The following is a 23,874-nucleotide window of genomic DNA, read 5'->3' on the forward strand; positions in this document are numbered from 1 at the left end:
AAACGAAACAAAATGAAAACTATATATCAACTCTGCTTATTGGCAATTATTGGAGCTGTTTTGTACAGCTGCGATGAGGGTATCGACTCCCTTACAGAAGTAGACCCAGGTGCTGATGCCTCGGCCCCTAGCATTACTATTAATTCACCTACAGAAGGTCTAGCCGTAAAGGTGAATGAAGAATTGGCAACAATCACCATAAAGTTCGAAGCTCAAGACGATATCGAATTAGGTTCTGTAGAAGTGTGGTTAGACGGTTCACGATTAAGCAATTACACCACTTTTAAAGATTACAGAAGGCTTATCGTAGATGATTTAGTATACAATAAATTGGCAGATGGTCAACATGAGTTATCCATCATTGCTAATGATCTTGATGGCAAATCGACTACTGAAATGGTCAACTTTTCAAAAGAACCTGCCTATGTTGCAAAATATGATGGGGAGATTCTATACATGCCGTTCGAAGGCGGTTTTGTCGATTTATTGAGTTTCGAAGAAGCAGAGCAATACGGTAACCCAACTATCAGTGAAGAAAGCCTGGCCGGCGATGGTGCCTATGCAGGTGCTGAAAATGCCTATCTGACCCTCGACCCCGAAAGATTTAAAAACGCTGAATTCAGTGCCATTTTCTGGTTGAAAGTAAATGCGGTTCCCGATCGTGCCGGAATTTTGACCATGAGCCCGCCTTTAGATGATGCAGGCGGTAACGTTTTGACAAGTGGCTTTAGGTTTTTTAGGGAAAATGCTGGTGGCAAACAAAGGTTCAAGCTCAATGTGGGAACCGGAGCTGGTAATTCTTGGTTCGATGGTGCTGAAGCCGCCGATATTGACCCTGGTACCGATGAGTGGGTCAATATGGCTTTCACAATTTCCGGAACAGAAGCGATTGTCTACATTGACGGGCAAATCGTATCTCAAGGAGCATTGACCGGTATTGATTGGACGGACGTAAATATCATGTCGATAATGAGCGGTGTCCCTAATTTTTCAGGATGGAATCATTTATCCGATCAAAGTCTAATGGACGAGTTGAGAATTTTCAACAAAGCCATAAGCCAAGACGAGATAAAACAGATTATTCAAGATGATTCGGGAATCGTTGTTTCAGATTATCCACCGACATTTAATGGTGAAGTTTTCTATATGCCATTTGATGAAGATTATATGAATCTTTTCACCGATACAGAAGCAACCATTATAGGCTCACCCGACTTCGCCGGTGAAAGTGTGTCCGGAGATAATGCCTATGCCGGCGCCACCGATTCTTATTTGAGTTTTCCTACCAATGGTCTTACATCCGATGAGTTCAGCGCCACATTTTGGTACAAGGTAAATGCAGAACCATCGAGTGCCGGAATATTGGTAGCGGGACCTGAAGACTCTGAAAATGCCGGATATCCTGAAACCCAAAACCTTAGAACAAATGGTTTCCGCTTTTTTAGGGAAGGAGACGCAACGAGGCAAATTTTCAAGCTTAACGTAGGTACCGGAGACGCTGAAGCATGGGTTGATGGGGGCGATGCAGCCGCATTTGACCCATCGGGTTCTGAATGGGTGCATATGGCCATCACCATATCCGCAGACACTGCCACCATATATTTTGATGGCGTAGCAGTTGCTACTAACTCCTTGCCTGCCGGCATTGATTGGTCAGGATGCGATATGTTTTCTATTGGGTCAGGCGCACCTAGGTTTACCGAATGGGGACACCTTTCCGATAACAGCTTTATCGACGAACTAAGGTTTTATAATAAAGCCTTAACGGAGGAAGAAGTACAAGAAATTAGAAATTACGATTTATAAAATAGTTGATTAGTTAGCTTTTGTTAGTTAAATCACTTAAGTAACATCTTTATGAGGTTATTTAGTTTTGCAATGGCCATTGCTTCGTTGTTAGTTGGTTGCGGTGGCCATTCTTCAAAAAAAGAAAAGAAAGAAGGTTTAGAGCCATCTAAAGTTATCCTTACCGATGACCAATTGATGGATTCTGTTCAAAAACAGACCTTTGATTACTTCTGGGAAGGTGCCGAACCCAATTCTGGGTTGGCTCGTGAGCGTATTCATATGGATAATGTTTATCCGGCCCACGACAAAGACATCATTACAATAGGTGGTTCCGGCTTTGGCCTTATGGCCATTTTGGTCGGCGTCGAAAGAGATTTCATTACGAGGGAACAGGCATTGGAACGTTATGAAAAAATAGTATCATTTCTTGAAAAAGCAGACCGATTTCATGGGGCCTGGCCCCACTGGCTGACATCCGAAGGCAAAATGACGCCCTTCAGTAAAAAAGACAATGGTGGAGATTTGGTTGAAACAGCTTTTCTAATACAAGGTTTACTGACCGTAAGAGAATATTTTAAGCAGGGCACTACTAGAGAACAAGAGCTAACCGAGCGAATTCAAAAACTCTGGGAGGAGGTGGAGTGGAGTTGGTACACGAAAGGTGAAAATGTATTGTATTGGCACTGGTCTCCAGAATACAAATGGGAAATGAATTTTCCGGTAGGAGGTTACAATGAGGCATTGATTATGTATGTTTTGGCGGCGGCTTCCCCTACCCATCCTATCGACAAAAAAGTGTATGAAGAAGGTTGGGCAAGAAAAGGGGCGATTGCCAATGATACCGTCTTTTATGGGCTCGAAACAGAATTAGATCATTACGAGCACGACGATTCACCCGTTGGGCCTATGTTTTGGGCGCACTACTCCTACTTGGGTCTCAACCCCAACGGTCTGACCGACCAATATGCGGATTATTGGAAATTGAACGTGAACCATACCTTGATTCAATATAGGCATGCCGTTGAAAATCCCGGTAACTTTAAGGGGTACGGAAAAAACCTCTGGGGCCTCACCTCAAGCTATTCGATAAAAGGGTATGCCGGCCATCGACCTGATGAAGATCTAGGAGTTATTTCGCCGACAGCAGCTTTATCGTCAATGCCCTATGCTCCGGAACACAGCTTAGATTTTTTGAGGTATATGTATACCGAGCAAGATACTTTGATCGGCAAATATGGCCCATACGATGCCTTCAGCATTGAGAAAAACTGGTATTTACCCCGTTATTTGGCAATCGATCAAGGCCCTATACCCGTCATGATAGAAAACTATAGAACAGGTCTTTTTTGGAAGCTGTTCATGCAAAACGAAGACCTTAAAAAAGGGCTTGAGAGACTTGGCTTCAATTACAAAATTAAAATGGATGACTAAATACTTTTCCATTTTTTGCTTGCTATGCCTTTTATCTGCATGTTCATCTGATGATACGCAGGGTCCTATTGGTGTGTCAGAACTTCCGGAACAACCATCTGAAACTCCCCCTGAAGAAAATGAGGAAGAACAGGAAGAGGAAGAAGAGACGGATCAAACTGCAATTACAGATGAAGAGCTTCTCGATATAACCCAAGAATCTACCTTCAAATACTTTTGGGATTTTGCCCAAACCGATTCTGGAGCCGCTCGAGAAAGGTATCACCCCAACGAACCCTCTAACGACCCCAATACTGTAACCATTGGCGGTACCGGATTTGGTTTAATGGCCATTTTGACCGGTATTGAAAGGGGTTATATCTCTAGAGATGAAGGGTCTTCACGAATTACCCAAATACTCGATTTTTTAGAATCTGCCGATCGCTTTCATGGTGCTTGGCCCCATTGGTTAGATGGTACGACCGGGGCGGTCAGGCCATTTAGTGAAAAAGATAATGGTGGCGATTTGGTCGAAACGGCATTTTTGGCCCAAGGCCTGGTATGTGTGGTAGAGTATTTTAAAAATGGTTCCGACCAAGAAAAATCCATATCAAATCAAGCAAACGGTTTATGGAAAGGGGTCGAATGGAATTGGTATACCCAAAACCAGAACACCCTGTACTGGCATTGGAGCCCCGATTTCAAATTTGATATCGGTCTTGAATTAAAAGGCTATAACGAAACGCTGATCACCTATGTGATGGCAGCCTCTTCTGAAGAATTTGGCATTTCAAAAGAAGTTTATGAAAACGGCTGGGCTTCGAACGGTGGTCTTACGAGTACGGCCACCGCATATGATATTCCTCTTTTGGTAGATCACGCAGGTGACTCCCCTAGGGGCGGCCCCCTTTTTTGGGCGCACTACTCCTATTTGGGTTTGAACCCGACCTATCTATCCGACGGGTTTGTCAATTATTGGAATGTCAATGTGAACCATTCTAAAATCAATTACCGGTATTGTTCAGAGAACCCGAAGAATTTTGTTGGTTATGACGAAGGAGGATGGGGTCTTACGGCCAGTTACTCAAGAAACAACGACGGCAGTCTAGGCTATAATGCCCATAGCCCGAGTAACGACATTGGTGTGCTATCACCAACGGCAGCCCTAAGCTCAATGCCCTATACTCCGGATGAATCCCTGGAAGCCTTGAGATATTTCTACTCCCATAAAGACCAACTTCTGGGCCCAGCGGGCTTTTACGATGCTTTTAGTCCGCAGAACGACTTTTGGGTAGCTGAAGCCTATTTGGCTATCGACCAAGGCCCGATCATCATTATGATTGAGAATTACAGAACCGGATTGCTATGGAATCTTTTTATGCAAAATGAAGATGTTCAAAAGGGTCTGGACCGGTTAGGATTCACTTATGAATAGAACACTACTATGAGAATTAACTTTAATTCACCTTTATATTACTATTTGGCCATTTCGGCCTTTTTTGGCACGCTCTTCTCTTTTGGGCAAGCCAATCCGAAAACTTATTGCAATCCCATCAATATAGATTATACCTACATGATCTATAATGCACATAATGACCTGTCGTATCGATCGGGCGCCGACCCCGCTTTGGTAAGGTTTAAAGACGAATACTATTTATTCGTGACCCGCTCTATGGGTTATTGGCACTCAAAAGACATGAACGAATGGAAGTTTATAAAACCCAAACAATGGTACTTTCAAGGCTCGAACGCCCCTGCGGCATTCAATTATAAAGATTCACTGCTCTATGTAGCGGGCGACCCTTCAGGCTCGATGAGCGTCTTATTTACCGACCGACCAAAAGAAGGGGAATGGGAAGCCACCCCCTCCATACTACACAATCTACAAGACCCTGCATTGTTTATCGATGATAATGACGATGCTTTTATCTACTGGGGGTCCTCGAACAAATTTCCGGTTAGGGCACGAAAACTTGATATGAAAAAACGGTTCAGGCCCTCTGAAGAAATTCATGAACTATTCAATCTCGAACCTGAGAAACATGGTTGGGAAAGGTTTGGAGAAAACCATGCAGATACCGTTCTAACGGGATATATCGAAGGCCCATGGATGAACAAATTCGAAAATCGATATTACTTACAATATGCAGCCCCCGGCACAGAATTTAATGTATACGGAGATGGTGTATATATCGGTGATTCGCCTCTGGGACCATTTAAATATGCACCGAACAATCCGTTTTCATATAAACCTGGTGGCTTTATTAACGGAGCGGGACATGGTAGTACGGTAAAAGGTCCTGGAGGTCAATATTGGCATGCCTCTTCCATGGCCGTGAATGTCAATATCGGTTGGGAAAGACGCATTGGTATCTTCCCCACTTTTATAGATGATGAGGGATTGCTATACAGCAACACCCGTTTCGGCGATTATCCTCATTTCGCACCATCGGAAACCGATAAAGAAGGAGGCTTTACCGGATGGATGCTACTATCCTATAAAAAACCAGTAAAAACTTCTTCCATAAAAGAAGAGTACGGTGCCGATCATTTGGTAGACGAAAACGTCAAAACATTTTGGCTTGCGGAGAAGAACGACGAAAACCAATGGATTGAAATTGATTTAATGAAGCCTTCTGAAATTCGGGCCGTTCAGGTCAACTACAACGACTATAAATCTGATATGTACGGTAAAATACCCGGACTATATCATCAATATGTAATAGAAGCTTCCATCGATGGTAAAAATTGGAACACCATAGTCGACCGAAGTACTAACAAAAAAGATGTGCCCAACGATTATGCAGTATTGAACGAACCTTCAAAGGCGAGATACGTGAGATTTAAGAATATTCATGTACCCACACCCTACCTATCCATCTCAGACCTACGCATATTCGGTAAAGGCTACGGAAAAGAACCTAAAAAGGTCGGAAAGATGACCATCGAGCGTAATGATAAGCGAAGAGGTGCCATTGTCAAATGGAATGCCGTAAAGGAAGCCCAAGGATACAATGTTTTATGGGGAATTGCCCCGGATAAACTCTATAGCTCGTGGTTGGTTTACGATATTGATTCTCTCGAATTGAAATCTTTGAATACCGATCAAGCCTACTATTTTGCTGTTGAGGCATTCAATGAGAACGGGGTGGGAGAGAAATCAAAAGTGCAATTGGTCGAATAAAACTGAAGGATGAATTTAATAGCGAAGAACTTAAAGTATCTAATATTTTTCATTCTTTTTCAGGCTACGGCACAAACGAAGATTCCAGAGGTTGAAGCGTTATTGTCCAAAATGACCCTAGATGAGAAAATAGGCCAACTCAATCTTTTAACACCAGGTGGTGGTATCGCAACCGGCTCGGTAGTCAGTGAGAATGTCGAGGCGAAAATCAAAGCAGGTCAAGTAGGCGGGCTGTTCGGGGTATCTGGCCCTGATAAGGTCAGAAAAGCGCAAGAAATCGCCCTAAATCATTCGCGATTGAAAATACCCTTGTTGATAGGTTCGGACATAATTCACGGTTATAAAACTACTTTCCCCATTCCTCTGGGTACATCCTCCAGTTGGGATATGGAACTTATTAAAAGAATGGCACAGACTGCTGCCAAAGAGGCCACGGCCGATGGTATCAATTGGAATTTTTCGCCCATGGTCGATATTTCGAGAGACCCGCGATGGGGTCGTATTGCCGAAAGTGCTGGTGAAGACCCTTTTCTTGGCAGCGCCATTGCAAAAGCCATGATTGAAGGTTATCAAGGCAATGATCTAACAAATTCAGCGACCATGATGGCTTGTGTAAAACATTTGGCACTTTACGGTGCTGTCGAAGCGGGCAAAGACTACAATTCGGTAGACATGAGCCGAACAAAAATGTATAATCAATACCTGCCCGTTTACAAAGCTGCCGTAGACGCTGGGGTAGGCACAGCTATGACATCGTTTAATGATATTGATGGTATTCCCGCCTCGGGAAACAAATGGTTGATTACCGATCTTTTGAGAAAACAATGGGGTTTTAAGGGCATGGTTGTTTCCGATTATACTTCCGTGAATGAAATGACGGCCCATGGTCTGGGAAACCTACAAGATGTTTCGGCCCTGGCCATTAACGCCGGACTTGATATGGATATGGTCGGAGAGGGTTTTCTAGCTACCCTAAAAAAATCGGTGGAGGAAGGTAAGGTAAGTGAAGAACAGATAACAAATGCCTGTCGAAGAGTTCTAACGACCAAGTATCAACTCGGCCTGCTTAATGACCCTTACAGATATTCGGATGATGAAAGGCCAAAAAAAGACATCCTTACCGAAGAAAATAAGCTTTTAGCTAGGGAAGCCGCTAAAAAATCGTTTGTTCTGCTTAAAAACCACCAACAGACACTGCCCTTAAAAAAGTCGGCCAAAATAGCTTTAATAGGGCCTTTGGCAAACAACAAAAACAACATGCTCGGTACATGGGCGCCCACGGGAGACCCCCAATTATCTATTCCGGTCTTAGATGGCTTTAAAAATATCGCATCTGGCGCCATAACTTATTCAAAAGGTGCCAATATTACCGACGACAAAGAATTGGCAACCCTTGCCAATGTTTTCGGCACTCGTGTAGAAATAGACCCTAGTTCCCCCGAAACCCTTTTAGATGAGGCCCTAAAAACGGCAAAATCGGCAGAAGTTATTGTTGCGGTCGTGGGTGAAGCTAGTGAGTTTAGTGGCGAAGCCGCAAGCAGAACAGATATCTCACTTCCTAAAAGCCAAAAAAACTTATTGAGGGAATTGGCAAAACTGGGCAAGCCAATGGTCATAGTACTTATGAGCGGTAGACCTATGACCCTAGAAGAGGAAAATGAACTACCTGCAAGTATTTTACAGGTATGGCACTCTGGTATCGAAGCTGGAAATGCTGTAGCCGAGGTCATTTATGGTGATTATAACCCATCCGGAAAACTCACCGCTACCTGGCCTCGCAATGTGGGACAGATACCCATTTACCACAGCACTAAGTTTACAGGAAGGCCAGCTCCGAAAGAGAACAATTATCAAAAGTTCAAATCGAACTATCTAGACGTTGATAACAGTCCTCTTTTTCCTTTCGGATATGGGTTGAGTTATACCTCGTTTGAATACAAAAATCTACACCTCCACAAAACAAAGATCAAAAGTGACGAATCGGTGGAGGTATCGGTAGATGTGTCGAATACAGGCGAATTTGATGGAGAAGAAACCGTTCAATTGTATTTACGAGATGTGGTGCGAACCATTACACCGCCAAAAAGACAACTGAAGGGCTTTAAAAAAGTATATTTAAAGAAGGGTGAGACCAGAACTGTTCAGATAACCCTGCATACCGACGACCTCAAATTTTATAATAGCGAACTGCAACATGTTGCCGAACCCGGAGATTTTGAAGTCTTTGTAGGTACCGATTCCAACGCCTCATTAAAAGCTGAATTCGAGTTAGAATAATTATCTAAACTGAAGAATGCAAAAAATGGATCACCAACAACCCATAATTTATTCTATTTTGAAAAATGTTTCGTTGCTAGCCCTAATAGCTTTCTTCTCCCTGATTAGTTGCAAACAGCAGGCCGAAAAGATTCAAGCCGAAAGCAAAAGACCGAACATCGTTTTTATTATGGCAGACGACCACGCCATTCAAGCGATAAGTGCTTATGGCCACCCAGTGAGCCAATTGGCACCAACACCTAACATAGACCGCTTGGCAAAAAAAGGAGCTTTATTCACACATAGCTATGTGACCAATTCCATTTGCGGACCAAGCCGGGCCGTTATTCTCACGGGAAAGCATAGCCACATAAACGGTTTTAGGCAAAATGGCGACCATTTTGACGGTAGCCAGCCTACCTTGCCCAAAATGCTTAAACAAGCGGGGTATGAAACTGCCATTGTGGGCAAATGGCATTTACACGGTTACCCACAAGGGTTTGACCATTGGAAAATAATTGTAGATCAAGGTAATTATTACAACCCCGATTTTATCGAAAATGGAGATACAACACGAATTGAAGGGTATGCTACCGACCTAATCACCAATGACGCACTTGATTTCTTGGAAAACAAAAGAAACGATTCGCTTCCGTTTTTTCTGATGGTTCATCATAAGGCTCCGCATCGTAATTGGATGCCCGCCTTGCGTCACGTAAACAAGTATGATTCGGTCAACTTTCCGTTGCCTGAAACGTACTGCCCCAACTTTAAGGAACAACAAGCGGCAAAAGAACAATTGCAGACCATTTACGAAGATATGTATGAAGGGCACGACCTAAAAATAAGTAAGGAGTATGGTTCGACCGAATTGGCCCACAACCCTTGGACAACCGATTTTGAAAGAATGAGCCCTGAACAGCGCGACACTTGGGACGCCGCCTACCTCCCCAAAAACAATTCTTTTCACGAGGCAGACCTTCACGGTCAAGACTTGGCCGAATGGAAGGGACAACGGTACCTACAAGATTATATGGCCACCATCGCAGCGGTAGATGAAGGAGTAGGCAAATTACTGGATTATCTAGATGAACACAATCTAACAGAAAATACTTTAGTGGTCTACACCTCAGATCAAGGTTTCTATCTGGGTGAAAAAGGCTGGTTCGACAAACGTTTCATGTACGAAGAATCATTTGGCACTCCCCTTTTAATGCAATTGCCCACCGAAATAGAAGCCGGTAAAAAAATTGAAGGACTCGTACAGAACTTAGATTTTGCGCCAACCATTTTAGACTTGACGGGAAACGAACAAATGGCCAAGCATATGCAAGGCCGTTCCTTTAGAGGACTTCTAAATGGTACTACATCAGATGATGATTTTAGAGATGTTATCTACTACCATTATTACGACTACCCTGCCTTTCATATGGTCAAAAAACATTATGGCATCAGAACCAAGCGCTATAAGCTCATGCACTTCTACGATGATATTGACGAATGGGAATTTTATGACCTTAAGAAAGATTCATTAGAAGTAAAGAACTTAATCAATGATAGGGGTTACCAATCGATTATAGCCCATATGAAACAAAAACTGGTTAGCGTTCAAAAGGCCTATTCCGTGACCGAAAAAGAATTTGAAACAGCCGCACCCGATAAGGTAGAAAAGGCATACGAACAATTTAAAAAATTAAGGGGTCAAGCAATGCGCTAAACCCCTAGCTCATCATTGTTTTGTAATAACGCCTACCTCAGCAAACGAAGTGGTATGATCATCACCATCGACCATACTTCCCTTGAGCCGAATATACCGAGCGCTAACCGGCTTAAAATTGACCGTCTGTAGAATTCGATTATTGACAACGTTGCCAAATTCACCCTTGGAGACCGTTCTAAAACTCTTACCATCAACACTTACCGAAAATTCATAGTCGGTAATGATACCAAAAGGATATCGATCTTGTATGGGCAAATAGGTAAAGCCTGTTAACATATGCTTCTTACCTAAATCTATCGTTACTTCTTGAGGTGATTTAACCCCTCTTTCGGTAGCCCAAGAGGAATCAGGGTTTTCGTCTATCATTTTACCGGCATCCTCTATTTTTCCTGATGATACTTTTACCACCTTCCAATCTGACTTTGGTATATCAATATAGGTCAATTGGGTTTCCGATTGCTCTCCAGTTTCCGCATCGTAGCCGATTGATTTTAAGGTAGTGGCCTCCGAAACTAAAAAAGGCTTTTCGTACTTGTCGCTTTTGTTGGTAGGTTCGCTTCCATCCAAAGTATAATATATATCGACCTCATCATCGGCTACCGTTAAAGTCACCTCGCCGTTACGGGCTCTACTAACGAATGGGGTCGTAAGAAAATTAGGTGCCCTATAAAGCTCTATATTCGAAATTACCAACGGACCTTTTGATTCTAGAAAATTGACCCGAACCTTTGAAGCCTTAACGGTTTCGAACCTTAAAATTCTTTTATTGCCAATTGTGGTTTGCTCATCAATTTTTTTCCAACTGCCATCTACCTCCGCTTCTACAGAGAATCTGATTACCCTCTGCCCCAACGGAATGTACTCTTGCAATAAAATCCGGTTCACTTCAGTCGGCTTATCAAATTCAAAGGTTAACGAAGCCGTAGTAACCTTATCATCTGTTGCCCAATAGGTTTCGACATCACCATCGTTGACTTGATTGGCAGCATATTGGCCATTTTCACCGCGCACGTTTGAAGCTTGCACCTTAATGCCTTCTGCCAATTCATGGGCAAAATCTTTATCGATTTGGTTTTTTAGTGCCAACAACTGCTTTACGTCGGTTTCATGAACCAAGCCCCTAGTATCTACCGGAAGGTTCAGTAAAAAATTGCCATTTCGCCCTATAGATTCGTAATACGTTTGAACCAATCGAGCCAAACTTTTAACTTGGTGATCTTCACGGGGGTGATAATACCAACCCGGTCTGATAGATGTATTTACTTCGGCAGGTAACCAGTGTGTACCATCTTGATGCCCCGAGCGAAGCTCTTTGTATCTCGGCCATCCTGGGTAAATTTCATCTCTACGCATAATGCTCCAGTTGGTCTCATTGGCAAAACCTTCTTCTGTACCTACCCATCTTATATCAGGGCCGCCATCACTGAAAATGACCGCATTAGGCTGAAGCTCACGAACGATTTCGGTCACCCTATCCCATTCATAATAGGTTTTATTATCAATTTTACGTTCTTCATTGGCCCCACCATAGTAACCGGTACCACCATTGGCCCCATCGAACCAAACTTCAAAGACTTCACCGTAATTGGTAAGGAGTTCTCGAAGCTGTTCGTGGTATCGCGCTACATAGGCCGGTTTACCATAATCGGCATCATTTCTATCCCAAGGAGAAAGGTATACCCCAAATTTCAATCCGAATTCTTTACAGGCTTCCGAAAGATCTTTTATCAAATCGCCGTTGCCATCTTTCCAAGGCGAGTTTTTCACTGAATGCTCAGTTGTTTTTGTTGGCCAAAGGCAAAACCCATCATGATGTTTGGCGGTGATAATAATTCCCTTCATTCCGGCATCCTTAGCTACTTTAGCCCATTGACGGGTGTCCAACTCCGACGGATTGAAAGTATCAGGAGACTCTCCACCCAAACCCCACTCCATATCGGTAAACGTATTCATGTTGAAATGGATAAAAGCATAGTACTCAAGCTCGTGCCACGCCAACTGCCTTTCAGAAGGCAAAGGACCTACCGGCTTTGGTGGTGCCACCTCTTTACAGGAAGATAACAAACAAATAATTGCGATTAGGAATAGTTTGGTTTTTGTCATTTGGTTAGAGTTAATTGCTTTCTATTACCGACCCTTTTTCTCTATACAGGTCTACTTCACCATCTAGCATCACTGCCAATACAGTCATATTTTGGTCTAAAACATGCTCGGGAAGCTTAATGTATTTTATACCGGGATAGTGGCTCCAGTACACCTTACCAACTTCTTGATGGCTAAGTTTGGTTCCTTCGCCTACCACATAGATGCGATTGATATTGTTTTTGAGACCTCTTAGAACGATTTCACCGTTTGCGTTGCTCTTGACGAAAAGGTATAAAGTTCTTCTATCTTTTGACAATGTGGTGGCCCCATAGAAATGCTCTTTCGGTATGCCTGCAACCGTTTCGTAAATGGCCTCTTTATGCTTGTTCGTCCACCTACCTAGTCCCTCTAAGATTTCAACTTGTTCTTGGGGAATAGTACCATCACCTTTAGGGCCTATATCTAAAAGCAAGTTTCCTCCATTGGAGATGACATCGGTAAAAATGCCGATAATTTGATCGGCAGTCTTATAATCATGGTCATTCTTCTGATAGCCCCATGAATTGTTCATGGTCATGCACAGCTCCCAATACGGGTTGGTAGGCCTTGTAATTGGCATGCCCTGTTCGGGAGTATCATAATCACCATCTTCCTTTAAACGCGAATTGATAATGGCGTTAGGGTTTCTTTCTTGAAGCATTGATTTCACCTTTGGCACTTGCCATTCTTCCGAGCTATGCTCCCAATCACCATCAAACCAATAAAGGTCGGGGTTATAGTTATCTGACAACTCTTTTAACTGACCTTGATATAGGTTTAAGAACTTGTTCCATCTTTTGGGCTCATCGTTCGCCTTATACCTTACCGAGTCACGTGTAAAATGAGTATAATCTGGGTATGACCAATCTGGCAATGAATAATAGATACCCAGTTTCAACCCTTCTTTTCGAACTTCTTCAACGAAAAGTGTCAATACATCTTTTTTGGCTGCAGCACTTTCAACCGAATTAAAGTTGCCGTATTTACTGTTCCAGAGCGCAAAACCCTCATGGTGTTTTGAAGTTATGACCGTGTATTTAGCTCCCGAATTCTTAATCAGTTCGACCCACTTTTCAGGATGGTAATTCTTTGCCGTAAAGCCCTTCGTTTGCTTCACATAGTTATTATGGGAAATATACCCATTATAGAATGACCAAGACTCATCGATACCGTTTACGGAATAAAGCCCCCAATGAATAAAGACCCCTAGTTTGGCATCTTTGAACCACTGCATTTTTGTGCTTTTATCGGCTATGGAATCCTGACCATAAGCACTTCTACAAGCAAAGAGCACCATAATCGCTAATAATACCTGACATGTATTTTTACATCTCATGCCCTTATCCGAACTTAATGGTGAAAGCTTCTGTTTTTAATAGCTCCGCTTTTACTTCCTCAGGAATTTCAATCGAGATTCCTTTCTCCTTCTTTTTCCATTTCAACCTCTTTTTTGAGCCTAAAAGCTGAGCCTTACCTCCTTTAGGAGCTAAACCTTCAAAATAGATTTCAGAGGGAACTTCTTTTTGGTCTTTATCGACCATATAAATAAGGTAGACCTCCCCTGATGGTTTAGAGGTTACGCAAATATTCTCATACTTATAGGGTGCCATGGCTTCGGTGCCATAAATGGCCTCGTCGTTCACTTTCATCCATGCGCCTATCTCTTCAAGCAGGCGATACGCGCCTTCATCCCATTCACCCTTAGGGCTTGGGGCGATGTTCAGTAAGAGATTGCCCCCTTTTGCCACAATATCGACCAAGGTATGAACTGCCTCTCGCCCACTCATGTATTTGGCATTTGGTGAATACGACCATCCGCCACCAGCTATGATGCATGATTCCCATGGGTAAGGCAATGGCTTTTCGGGCACCCGGTTTTCAGGTGTAAGATAATTTTGATTTTTACCATGAACGGCCCTGTCGACCACTATCAAACCTGGTTGCTTTTCTCTGGCCTTATCGACCAGCTCGTCCATTTTTATATCTTGATTGACAATTCGGTTCTTGAGGTAACCGCTTTCATTGTCCTTTAACTGGGCATCATACCAACTTGTAATTTCAGATTTAGGGGTTTTCGCCACCCAGCCACCATCCAGCCAAAGAATATCTACTTTACCGTAGTCGGTAAGCAATTCTAGAATTTGATTATGCGTAAAATCGGTAAACTCTTGCCATTTCTCAGGGTTTTCTTCTGGACTATAATTTACATTACGGTCTCTAGGCGGGTAATAGGGATCCCAATATGAATCAACATGCCAATCAGGTTTTGAAAAATAGGCGCCTGCCCAAAGCCCCTCACTTCTAAAAGCATCAAAAATCTCTTTTGTAATATTTGCCTTAGGGTTCGAGCTAAAAGGCGTTTTAGCGTCGGTTATCTTATAATCGGTGTACTCGGTATCGAACATTGAGAAACCATCATGATGTTTTGTTGTAAACACCACATACTTCATCCCGGCATTTTTGGCCGCTTTGGCCCATTTTTCAGGGTTAAATTCCACCGGATTGAAAGTAGTCTGTAAACCTTCATATTCCTGTTTATAGGCGTTATAGTTTTGAGGATTAGAGCCCTTCTTACGTTCACACCAACCGTATTCTTCAGGACAAATAGACCACGATTCTACCACCCCCCATTGAGAATAGGGCCCCCAGTGCATTAAAAGTCCGAATTTTATGTCTTGCCATTTATCCAGTTTATCCAATACCAACTGGTCGGTTTCGGGCACATATCTCTCGTCTTCATAAATAGCTTGGGCCGCTGATAACTGCACCAGAAAAAATATGCCTAATGCTAGGGGGGCAATCAATCTCATATACTCAATTTGTTATTCTTTATAGGCTTTTGCCGTCTGCTGAGACTTTCCTAAGCCTTCAATACCCAATTCTACCACGTCACCCGGCTTCAAGTACTTAGGTGGCTTAAAGCCTAAACCGACACCCGAAGGGGTTCCCGTAGAAATCACATCACCGGGAAGCAAGGTCATAAACTGACTGATATAACTTACCACTTGCTGAACATTGAAAATAAAATCGGAGGTAGAACTGTCCTGTATTTTTTCACCATTTAGCTTTAACCACAGGTTCAGGTTATTAGGATTCTCTATTTCATCTTTAGTAGCAATGAAAGGGCCGAGAGGAGCAAAAGTATCGCACCCTTTTCCCTTGCACCACTGCCCTTCTTTCTCTATTTGAAAAGCACGTTCGCTATAGTCATTATGAAGAACATAACCGGCTATATGGTCAAAAGCATTTTCTTCAGAAACATACGATGCTTTCTTACCGATAACTATGGCAAGCTCAACTTCCCAATCAGTTTTTTTGCTTCCTTTCGGAATGATAACATCATCATTGGGGCCTACAATGGCAGAGGTCGCTTTAAAGAACAACACGGGTTCTTTAGGCACCGCCATACCCCCTTCAGCCGCATGCTTGGCGTAGTTCAGGCCTACACAAACCAATTTTGAAGGTCTGGTCAAAGGAGGTCCTAACCGAACATCATCAGCTATCTTTTCGCATTTTTCCTGATTGATTTTCAACCAATTTTCGAGTCTTTCGATACCGCCATCACCAAAAAAATCTTCATTGAAATCTTCGCCAAAGGCAGAAACATCAATTTTAGTTCCGTCTTCAAGCTGAACGCCTGGTGTTTCTTCCCCTGCGATTCCGTAACGTAGTAGTTTCATTTTCTTACTATAGTTTTAAGTTGTGTAAATGATGAAAACATTAAACACGCACACTAAACTGCTTTATTTATTTCTTGCCATACCGGTCCGTTAGGAAAAAGATGGTCTCGAATAGACTCATCTTTCATCGTAATACTAAAACCTGGAAGTTGCGGTGCCTGATAGGCACCGTTCTTAATTATGACCGGATCATGAAAATGTTCGTGCAAATGATCAACGTATTCAATAATGCGATTCTCCATTGAACCACTGATTGCAATATAGTCAATCATAGAGAGATGTTGAACATATTCACAAAGCCCAACACCACCTGCATGGGGGCAAACCGGTACGTTAAATTTGGCAGCCATCAATAAAATAGCCAGTATTTCGTTCACTCCACCGACCCTGCAACTATCAATTTGACAGATTCCGATTGCATTGGCTTGCATCAGTTGCTTGAATACAACACGGTTCTGGCAATGCTCTCCGGTAGCGACTTTTATGGGCGCCACTGCCTCTGCAATTTTTGCATGGCCCAATACGTCATCAGGGCTGGTAGGCTCTTCAATCCAATACGGATTGTATTTAGCCAACTCGGCCATGTTTGCTATTGCTTCATCAACATCCCACTTTTGATTGGCATCCATCATCAACCTTAAATCGGGACCTATTTCTTCCCGAATGATACCGGCACGCCTCATATCATCATTAAGGTCTGAACCGACTTTGATTTTTATATGGTCGAAACCTTTGGCCTTGGCTTCGCGACATAACTTTCGCATTTTCTCATCGGAGTAGCCTAACCAACCGGCTGAAGTAGTGTAAGCGGGGTATCCTTTTTTAAGCAAATCATCAGTTCTTTTTTGCTTAGTAGATTCTTGCTTTTTAAGTATTTCCAGTGCTTCTGAAGGAGTAATGGCGTCAGTAATGTAAGTAAAATCGATACAGTCAACCAGTTCTTCAGGAGACATGTCTGCCAACAACTTCCATAAAGGCTTCCCTTCAGTTTTCGCATACAGGTCCCAAACGGCATTTACCAAAGCGCCCGTGGCCAAATGAATCACGCCCTTCTCGGGACCAAGCCAACGTAACTGGCTATCTCCGGTTATCATTTTATAGAAACCGGACATTTTATCCGTAAAGGATTTTAGGCTTTTACCAACTACCAAAGGAGCCAACGACTGAATGGCAGCCACGCAAAGCTCATTTCCCCTGCCAATTGTAAATGTGAGTCCGTGACCCTCTAAACCTTGAGTGTGATTGGATTTCAAAATTACATATGCGGCGGAATAGTCGGGGTCTGGGTTCATCGCATCGGAACCATCTAAAGATTTGCTCGTCGGAAAGCGTACATCTTTTACCTCTATTCCTGTGATAATCACATTCTCGTTCATTAAAAAGAAAAATTAGTAAACAAATCTAATTCTTGAACGCGGTGAAAACTACCTCAAAAATGACCTTTGACAATACTTTTTTTGCCCAAAATTTGTAAAAACCATAATTCAAGTATGCAATCTAACATAATCACTGGGAGACATGCCAACAATGGACTTGAATTGACGGTTAAAATTTGAGATGTTATTAAACCCAGATTCGTAGCAAACTGAAGAAACCGAATTTTTGTTCTCCATAAGAAGCTTGCAAGCATAACCTACCCTAATTTCATTCAAGTAGCGGGTAAAGGTCTTTCTGTGAACGCGTTTAAAAAAACGGCTAAAAGCAGAGGCGTTCATGTGGGCTACTTCAGCCACATCTTTAGAATGTATGGGTGTATTAAAATTCTTGAAGATATATTCATAAATACGATCAAGATTCTCATTATCGGACTTTCGAAAAGAGTTCACGAATCCGGAACTCGAAAGCAGCCTATACGAAGGATGTCTGGACAGTCTATTGAGAATCTTGAGGAACCCAAGCGCTTTATCAAAACCGTTCAGGTCCAATAAACCTTCTATCTCATCGATAGTTCTAGGGGGTAAGCCAATAAATTTCACACCCTGTTCGGCCAAGTCGAAAAGTTTGGATATCGACTGCATTTCAGGTTTTGACAACCACCCCTGTCCCAAAAAATCTTGGGTAAAATGAACCGCCAGCGCCTCGGCCACTTTCTGCGAACCATCTTCAAAATAACTATCATCGTTCAACCACATATGAGGCAGATGCTTACCTATAAGTACTACTTCACCCTCTTCGAACTTTTCGATACTATCACCTATAAAACGGGTGCCGGTGCTTTTTTTAATAGCCACTAACTCCAATTCGGGGTGATGGTGCCAAATTTTCAAAAAATGCGCATAATGATGTCTACTTACAGTAAAAGAGCTATGCTGAGCGCTTGCTCTGTCTATTAAATGTAATTTCATCAGTTAGGGTTTTCTAAACATAGATTTAACACATTTAGATACAATTACATTCAAAAAAAGCAATTTTACATCAATACGGCAAAAAAAATACATTTATAAGCATAATTTTTAGTAGATATTAACATATAGGCCATATAATTTTGAGCCCAAAGTTTAGCAAATTGTTAAATCTTAATTAAAAATAGGTGTAGGCATCAATTTGTAATTCTGATATAACCTTCAAAGAATTAGAACAGTAACTAACAAACTCAAAACTAAGTTTAACTAACACTCTCAGCAATTATGCAAAAACGACAGAAATTGGGGATTTCCGAAGGGATAATTCCCAAATTTGACTTTAAGACAGTCCTTCTACTGTTCTTGATGATTATCACTTTAAATAGGTCTTCAGCTTTTTCAAGTGTGCTCGTAACCACTGATATATTAAGCACTCAAGAAACTATTACGGGCACGGTTAGTGACGAAACCGGTTTTCCGCTTCCCGGAGCTACCGTAGTAGAAGTTGGCACCTCCAATGGAGTATCGACCGATTTTGATGGGAACTATTCCATTACCATTACAGGAGATAATCCCATTTTGGAAATATCATATATGGGGTATGCCACAAAAAGAGTTTCCGTGAACGGGCAAACCACAATCAATGTAGTTTTAGCGGAAAATGCTAGTGAACTAGAAGAAGTTGTTGTTACCGGTCTAGGTATTACTCGTGCGAAAAAAGCACTGGGTTATGCCGTTGCCACTGTAGAGGCTGATGCATTAGTAGACGCGGCCCCTACCAATTTTGCTACCGCTCTTTATGGTAAAGCCCCTGGTGTACAGATAGCGGCCACTCCTGGTGGAAACACTAGTGCTGTAAATATTAATATTAGAGGTTTAAACTCTATTAACGGAAGCAATCAACCATTAATAATAAAAGACGGTGTTCCAATCAGAAACCAAGATGTTTCTAACGCCGATTATTGGAGCAACCAACGTGTAGAAGGAAATGGTCTATTAGACATTAACCCAGAAGATATAGAAAACATTTCAATCTTGAAAGGAGCCTCAGCAGCTGCCCTCTACGGTTCGGAAGCTGTTAACGGGGTATTACTGATTACTACTAAAAAGGGTAAAGGCAAAGGATGGAGTGGAGAATTCAATTCAGTCTACAGCTTCGATAATGTTGCGTATATGCCTAAATGGCAAAACGAAAGAGGCCCAGGATATCCTTGGTTTGTTTCGGCTTGGGGAGATGATGTCGATGCAGATGGTTTTCAATATTATGATACTAATGGGGATGGAACTCCTGATACAAAAGGGGTAATTGGAACTAACCTCAACTATGGGCCAAGATTTGACGGCCAACCTATTCTTGCTTGGGATGGTAATGTTAGACCTTATACCGCTCAGAACAGCTATGAAGGTTTATTCAAAACCGCCCACAACACCCGATTTAACTTTGGCCTTTCTCATGTTGGAGAAAAGGCAAATACTAGATTTTCTTTCACAAGACTGGACAATCAGGCGGTAACTCCAAATTCTAGTAATTACAACAACACTTTTAGTTTGAATTCAAATATCGATTGGACCGATAACTTTAGAACTCAGGTTGTTGTAGACTACTACAACAAAAAAGTTTACAACCGACCTTATAAGATTGACAGGATTGTAAACAATTTTGGCGGAATGATGAACCGTTTCGACAATGCCGATTGGTACACCGATCACTATCAGACCAGTTTGGGCTATCGTTACGTATTGGGTTCTGCCCAGAGTTTTACGCCTAATGAAAATCTTACCATTCCAGGGTATAGAGGTGATATTTTAGACTATTACTGGAGAATCAATAGACATCAGTACGAAGAAGCTTCTGACCGTGTTATTGCAGCTGTAACCTTAGAGTATGACTTTTTGAAAGATTTTAATTTCAGGGCAAGAGCATCACATGATTTCACTTCCGAATATACAGAAGACAAAAACCCCACTGAAATACCATTGGTATACAACAATACTACAGGTATGTTCAGAATGCGTCAAAAAAAGGACAATGTAAAATACGGTGAACTTCTTTTAACCTACAACAAAGCCATTAATGATGATTTTTCAGTTCTCGCTCGACTTGGATACAATGCCGAAGAAAGAACCAATAGGTTGACCCAGTTACAGACGGTGGGCGGTCTTACCGTTGAAAATTGGTACGATATGAGCGCCTCAAGATTGCAGCCTACTATTGCTGACCTAAAAAACTGGAACAATCGCGATAACTATTTAAGAGACGGTGTTTTCGGAACTCTAAATCTCGATTATAAGGGCATGCTATATCTTGAAGGTACTATTAGAAAAGATAGAATTTCAACCGTACCTGCCGAATACAATGGCTTTACGTATCCTTCGGTAAATGGTAGTTTTGTTGTATCAGAAGCTTTTGAACTGCCTCAATCAATTGATTTGTTCAAGGTTAGGGGCTCTTGGGGTGTAGTAGGTAACGCTCCTGGGTTATACCAAGCAAATATTGCCTATACCCAACTTGGTCTTAGTGGTTCTGAAACCATATATACCACACTGCCCACTCAGTATGGTAATGATAAAATTAGACCTGAAGAGAAGCATGAGATTGAATTCGGTCTTGAATTGAGAATGTTCAAAAACAGATTAGGTTTAGATGTATCATACTATGATGCAGAAATTAGAGATCAAATTCTACAATATACTTTACCTCGAAGTACTGGTGCACAGTCTGTTCTTGCCAATATAGGTGTCTTGGGGAATAAAGGTCTAGAAGTAGGATTGAACGGAACTCCCATAAGAACGTCAGATATCGATTGGAATGTCGGAATTAACTTCTCGAGAAACAAAAATACCGTTAAAAAGCTAACAGGTGATTCAGACAAATTGGTTCATAAAGACCAAGATGGTAGCGCTGTACAATTGGTTTCACAAGTCGGCGAGGCAATGGGCGATATTATGGTTCACCCATTATTAACCGATGCGAACGGTAACAATGTTGTATCCGATAACGGTCTTTATCTGGTAGATGCTGATCAATGGGTCAAAGCAGGTAATGTCAATCCTGATTTTATTGGGGGTATTTGGTCTAATCTCTCCATTAAAAACTTCACATTAGATTTCAGTATAGATTATAGCTGGGGAGGAGACATCATGCCTAAGGGATACTATTGGATGGTCGGACGTGGCTTAACAGAAGAAAGTTTAGCTTGGAGCGATTCGGCTAGAGGAGGTTTAAGTTATTACCCATCTCAAGATGGCGATAACGTACAATTGATACAGACCAACGCAGCACAAGGACCGGCTGGAGAAAGGGTCTATAACGACGGTATCATTTTAGATGGTGTAAAGGCCGATGGAACTCCTAACGATATAGTGGTTTCAAACCCAGAATATTTTTGGACCGTTTATAACTGGGGTGGTCCAGCATACAGCCCTAATACTAGATACGATCTTTTTGTAAGAGAGAACAACTACCTAAAAATGCGTGAAATATCGATTGGCTATAGTATACCAAAAGAGGTAGTTGAAAAAACAGGCTTATCCTCAATCAATTTATCTGTGTTTGGCAGAAACCTATTCTATTTATACAGAAGCATTAAAGAAGTTGACGGCGAAGGTGTAACTGTGGGAACAGACTGGCAAGAAAACTGGTACAACGGTGCTAATGGTTGGACCAGCAAAACCGTTGGATTACAACTTAGAGCTAGATTTTAAGTATTTCGTTTAACGTTATAATCATATTCATGAAGAATTTAAAAATATTCGTAACAACCTTTCTGACCATGGCCATTTTGTTGGTCTCCTGTCAGGATGATGATTTCAAAGATTACTACTCCGACCCTTCAACCATTGCAGAAACAACAGTTGAAAAGCAGTATGCGGGCTTCTTGCAAAGCAATAAAGAAGATATCATGCCATCTTACTCTACATACTTTGTAACGGGTCGGCCCACTTTAATGGTATATACACAAACTCGAGGATTCGAAAATAGTATTGGTAGATATACGCCTGGTGATGCTCCTATCGACCCAATTTACAACAGGTTTTACGCCACTCTATTCCAGTTTCGTGAAATGGAGAGGATTTACGACCAGTTGACACCTGAAGAACAAAATGAATACCGCATTTTTATCATAACAGGTAAAATCTATCTATATGATTACACCCAAAAAATGATAGACCTTTTTGGAGATATACCTTTTACCGAGGCTGGTAAAATAAGTCAGAATGAAGGTGACTACGAATCTTCTTACGCTTCTTTTGACTCTGCTGAAAGTCTTTATACCATGATGATAGATGAATTACAGTCTATTGCCTTAGAATTAAATACTATCAATCTCACAACGGCAGTAAAAGATTACTTTACAGTTCAAGATTTTGTTAATGGAGGTGATATCAATACTTGGAAAAAGTACTGTAATTCTTTAAGACTCCGGTTGTTGACCAGAGCTTCTTTAAACAGCGAATTTTCAGGTATTGCACAAAGCCAAATAGGCGAAATTTTAAGCAATCCTTCAACCTACCCTATTGTAAATAGCAATGAGGAAAATATTCAAATAGAATCTTTGGGAGAAGGAATGGGTCTAGAGGCTAATTTCCAGAGTACCTTCGTAGAAGGTGATGGATGGAACTCTAACGTTGCTAGTAAGGCTATGATTGATTACATGGTAGAAAACACTGACCCGAGATTGCGTTGCATGTTTCAACCCGGCAGCGAAGCTGAAGAAAATGAATATCTAGGTCTTGACCCCAATATGGCCGAAAGTGCGCAAACAGCTCTAGTCAACTCTGGGGTTGTAAGCATCTACAATAATTGGACTTTCAAGAACAATCGTAATTTTCCTGGCTTGTTAATTTCAGCCTCCGATGTTGACTTTTATCTCGCTGAATATTACTTGGGTTCAAATGACGCGATGGCTAAAGAACACTATGAGAAAGGCATAAGAGAGTCTGTAAACTTTTATTATTCAGCGAGAGATTTGGCAATCAACTTTGATGATTCACCAGAAATTGAAGCTCTTAATCCGTCCGAAATAGATAACTATCTATTGGAAGGAGAAATCTCTTGGGATTCAGCCACTAGCGATCAAGAAAAACTAGGTTTGCTAGCAAAACAAAAATGGGTTCATTTAAATATGGTACAGATGTACGAGAATTGGGCCGAAATACGCCGTTTAGATTTACCAGACCTAGAGTTTGTCAACGATAATTCTTCCGCTCAAACCACTCCCCCGAATAGATTTATATACCCGTCGGCAGAAAGAACATTTAATGCAGACAATTATAGTGCGGTTAGCGCAGACGATAATTTAGATGCTAAAATATTCTGGGATATAGATTAAAATAATTATGTTAGTTTCATGATTAGTTGAGTTCAGC

Annotated in this window: 14 protein-coding genes; 8 read left to right on the top strand and 6 right to left on the bottom strand. The window is 41.8% G+C overall.

The features are described from left to right. Nucleotides 1-12 precede the first annotated feature (12 nt). Genes IL356_RS02010 through IL356_RS02035 form a run of 6 tightly spaced genes read left to right on the top strand, consistent with a single transcriptional unit; the run spans nt 13 to nt 10,355 of the window. Complete coding sequence (locus IL356_RS02010; RefSeq protein WP_121847459.1) at nt 13-1,806, top strand: LamG-like jellyroll fold domain-containing protein; 1,794 nt, start codon at nt 13-15, stop codon at nt 1,804-1,806. Nucleotides 1,807-1,857: 51 nt separating this feature from the next. Next, a complete protein-coding gene (locus tag IL356_RS02015) occupies nt 1,858-3,219 on the top strand; it encodes a glucoamylase family protein (RefSeq protein WP_121847458.1) in 1,362 nt (453 codons plus the stop codon). Beyond that, nucleotides 3,212-4,633 (top strand): glucoamylase family protein, encoded by a 1,422-nt coding sequence (locus IL356_RS02020; protein ID WP_121847457.1) that lies wholly within the window; start codon nt 3,212-3,214, stop codon nt 4,631-4,633. Before IL356_RS02015 ends, IL356_RS02020 begins: the two co-directional genes overlap by 8 nt. 9 nt (nt 4,634-4,642) lie before the next feature. Beyond that, nucleotides 4,643-6,382, top strand: a complete 1,740-nt coding sequence (locus tag IL356_RS02025; RefSeq protein WP_121847456.1) for a family 43 glycosylhydrolase — start codon at nt 4,643-4,645, stop codon at nt 6,380-6,382. Between the two features lie 9 nt (nt 6,383-6,391). Continuing rightward, on the top strand, nt 6,392-8,659 hold the full coding sequence (bglX, locus tag IL356_RS02030; RefSeq protein ID WP_121847455.1) for a beta-glucosidase BglX: 2,268 nt from the start codon (nt 6,392-6,394) through the stop codon (nt 8,657-8,659). Nucleotides 8,660-8,684: 25 nt separating this feature from the next. Beyond that, nucleotides 8,685-10,355 carry a sulfatase family protein gene (locus IL356_RS02035; protein WP_121850573.1) on the top strand — a complete coding sequence of 557 codons (1,671 nt, stop codon included), beginning with the start codon at nt 8,685-8,687 and terminating at the stop codon, nt 10,353-10,355. A 12-nt stretch (nt 10,356-10,367) separates the two neighbouring features. On the opposite strand, the gene IL356_RS02040 is transcribed toward IL356_RS02035, so the two are convergent. The 6 genes from IL356_RS02040 to IL356_RS02065 all read right to left on the bottom strand — a co-directional run bounded on the left by IL356_RS02040 (nt 10,368) and on the right by IL356_RS02065 (nt 18,507). Next, on the bottom strand, nt 10,368-12,461 hold the full coding sequence (locus IL356_RS02040; protein ID WP_121847454.1) for an alpha-L-fucosidase: 2,094 nt from the start codon (nt 12,459-12,461) through the stop codon (nt 10,368-10,370). Between the two features lie 10 nt (nt 12,462-12,471). Beyond that, entirely contained in the window at nt 12,472-13,818 is a 1,347-nt protein-coding gene (locus tag IL356_RS02045) for an alpha-L-fucosidase (protein WP_121847453.1), read from the bottom strand. A 4-nt stretch (nt 13,819-13,822) separates the two neighbouring features. After that, a complete protein-coding gene (locus tag IL356_RS02050; protein ID WP_121847452.1) occupies nt 13,823-15,292 on the bottom strand; it encodes an alpha-L-fucosidase in 1,470 nt (489 codons plus the stop codon). 12 nt (nt 15,293-15,304) lie between these two features. Next, complete coding sequence (locus tag IL356_RS02055) at nt 15,305-16,162, bottom strand: fumarylacetoacetate hydrolase family protein (protein ID WP_121847451.1); 858 nt, start codon at nt 16,160-16,162, stop codon at nt 15,305-15,307. A 53-nt stretch (nt 16,163-16,215) separates the two neighbouring features. After that, the gene (locus IL356_RS02060) at nt 16,216-17,538 is read right to left on the bottom strand and encodes an L-fuconate dehydratase (RefSeq protein ID WP_121847450.1); all 1,323 of its coding nucleotides are present in this window, start codon (nt 17,536-17,538) and stop codon (nt 16,216-16,218) included. A gap of 108 nt (nt 17,539-17,646) precedes the next feature. After that, on the bottom strand, nt 17,647-18,507 hold the full coding sequence (locus IL356_RS02065; protein ID WP_121847449.1) for an AraC family transcriptional regulator: 861 nt from the start codon (nt 18,505-18,507) through the stop codon (nt 17,647-17,649). 282 nt (nt 18,508-18,789) lie between these two features. On the opposite strand from IL356_RS02065, the gene IL356_RS02070 reads away from it, so the two are divergent. After that, nucleotides 18,790-22,209, top strand: a complete 3,420-nt coding sequence (locus IL356_RS02070; RefSeq protein WP_121847448.1) for a SusC/RagA family TonB-linked outer membrane protein — start codon at nt 18,790-18,792, stop codon at nt 22,207-22,209. A gap of 29 nt (nt 22,210-22,238) precedes the next feature. Further along, a complete protein-coding gene (locus tag IL356_RS02075; protein WP_121847447.1) occupies nt 22,239-23,837 on the top strand; it encodes a SusD/RagB family nutrient-binding outer membrane lipoprotein in 1,599 nt (532 codons plus the stop codon). The last annotated feature ends 37 nt before the right edge of the window (nt 23,838-23,874 follow it).

Origin of the sequence: Euzebyella marina, assembly GCF_014855515.1 — a bacterium.
Classification (GTDB): Bacteria; Bacteroidota; Bacteroidia; order Flavobacteriales; family Flavobacteriaceae; genus Euzebyella; species Euzebyella marina.

What these genes read in the sequence shown, in the direction of transcription:
- IL356_RS02070 (WP_121847448.1), top strand. Translation starts at nt 18,790, where the DNA reads ATGCAAAAACGACAGAAATTGGGGATTTCCGAAGGGATAATTCCCAAA.
- IL356_RS02055 (WP_121847451.1), bottom strand. Translation starts at nt 16,162, where the DNA reads ATGAAACTACTACGTTACGGAATCGCAGGGGAAGAAACACCAGGCGTT.
- IL356_RS02065 (WP_121847449.1), bottom strand. Translation starts at nt 18,507, where the DNA reads ATGAAATTACATTTAATAGACAGAGCAAGCGCTCAGCATAGCTCTTTT.
- IL356_RS02050 (WP_121847452.1), bottom strand. Translation starts at nt 15,292, where the DNA reads ATGAGATTGATTGCCCCCCTAGCATTAGGCATATTTTTTCTGGTGCAG.
- IL356_RS02060 (WP_121847450.1), bottom strand. Translation starts at nt 17,538, where the DNA reads ATGAACGAGAATGTGATTATCACAGGAATAGAGGTAAAAGATGTACGC.
- IL356_RS02015 (WP_121847458.1), top strand. Translation starts at nt 1,858, where the DNA reads ATGAGGTTATTTAGTTTTGCAATGGCCATTGCTTCGTTGTTAGTTGGT.
- IL356_RS02075 (WP_121847447.1), top strand. Translation starts at nt 22,239, where the DNA reads ATGAAGAATTTAAAAATATTCGTAACAACCTTTCTGACCATGGCCATT.
- IL356_RS02020 (WP_121847457.1), top strand. Translation starts at nt 3,212, where the DNA reads ATGACTAAATACTTTTCCATTTTTTGCTTGCTATGCCTTTTATCTGCA.
- IL356_RS02025 (WP_121847456.1), top strand. Translation starts at nt 4,643, where the DNA reads ATGAGAATTAACTTTAATTCACCTTTATATTACTATTTGGCCATTTCG.
- IL356_RS02045 (WP_121847453.1), bottom strand. Translation starts at nt 13,818, where the DNA reads ATGAGATGTAAAAATACATGTCAGGTATTATTAGCGATTATGGTGCTC.
- IL356_RS02040 (WP_121847454.1), bottom strand. Translation starts at nt 12,461, where the DNA reads ATGACAAAAACCAAACTATTCCTAATCGCAATTATTTGTTTGTTATCT.
- IL356_RS02035 (WP_121850573.1), top strand. Translation starts at nt 8,685, where the DNA reads ATGGATCACCAACAACCCATAATTTATTCTATTTTGAAAAATGTTTCG.
- IL356_RS02010 (WP_121847459.1), top strand. Translation starts at nt 13, where the DNA reads ATGAAAACTATATATCAACTCTGCTTATTGGCAATTATTGGAGCTGTT.
- bglX (WP_121847455.1), top strand. Translation starts at nt 6,392, where the DNA reads ATGAATTTAATAGCGAAGAACTTAAAGTATCTAATATTTTTCATTCTT.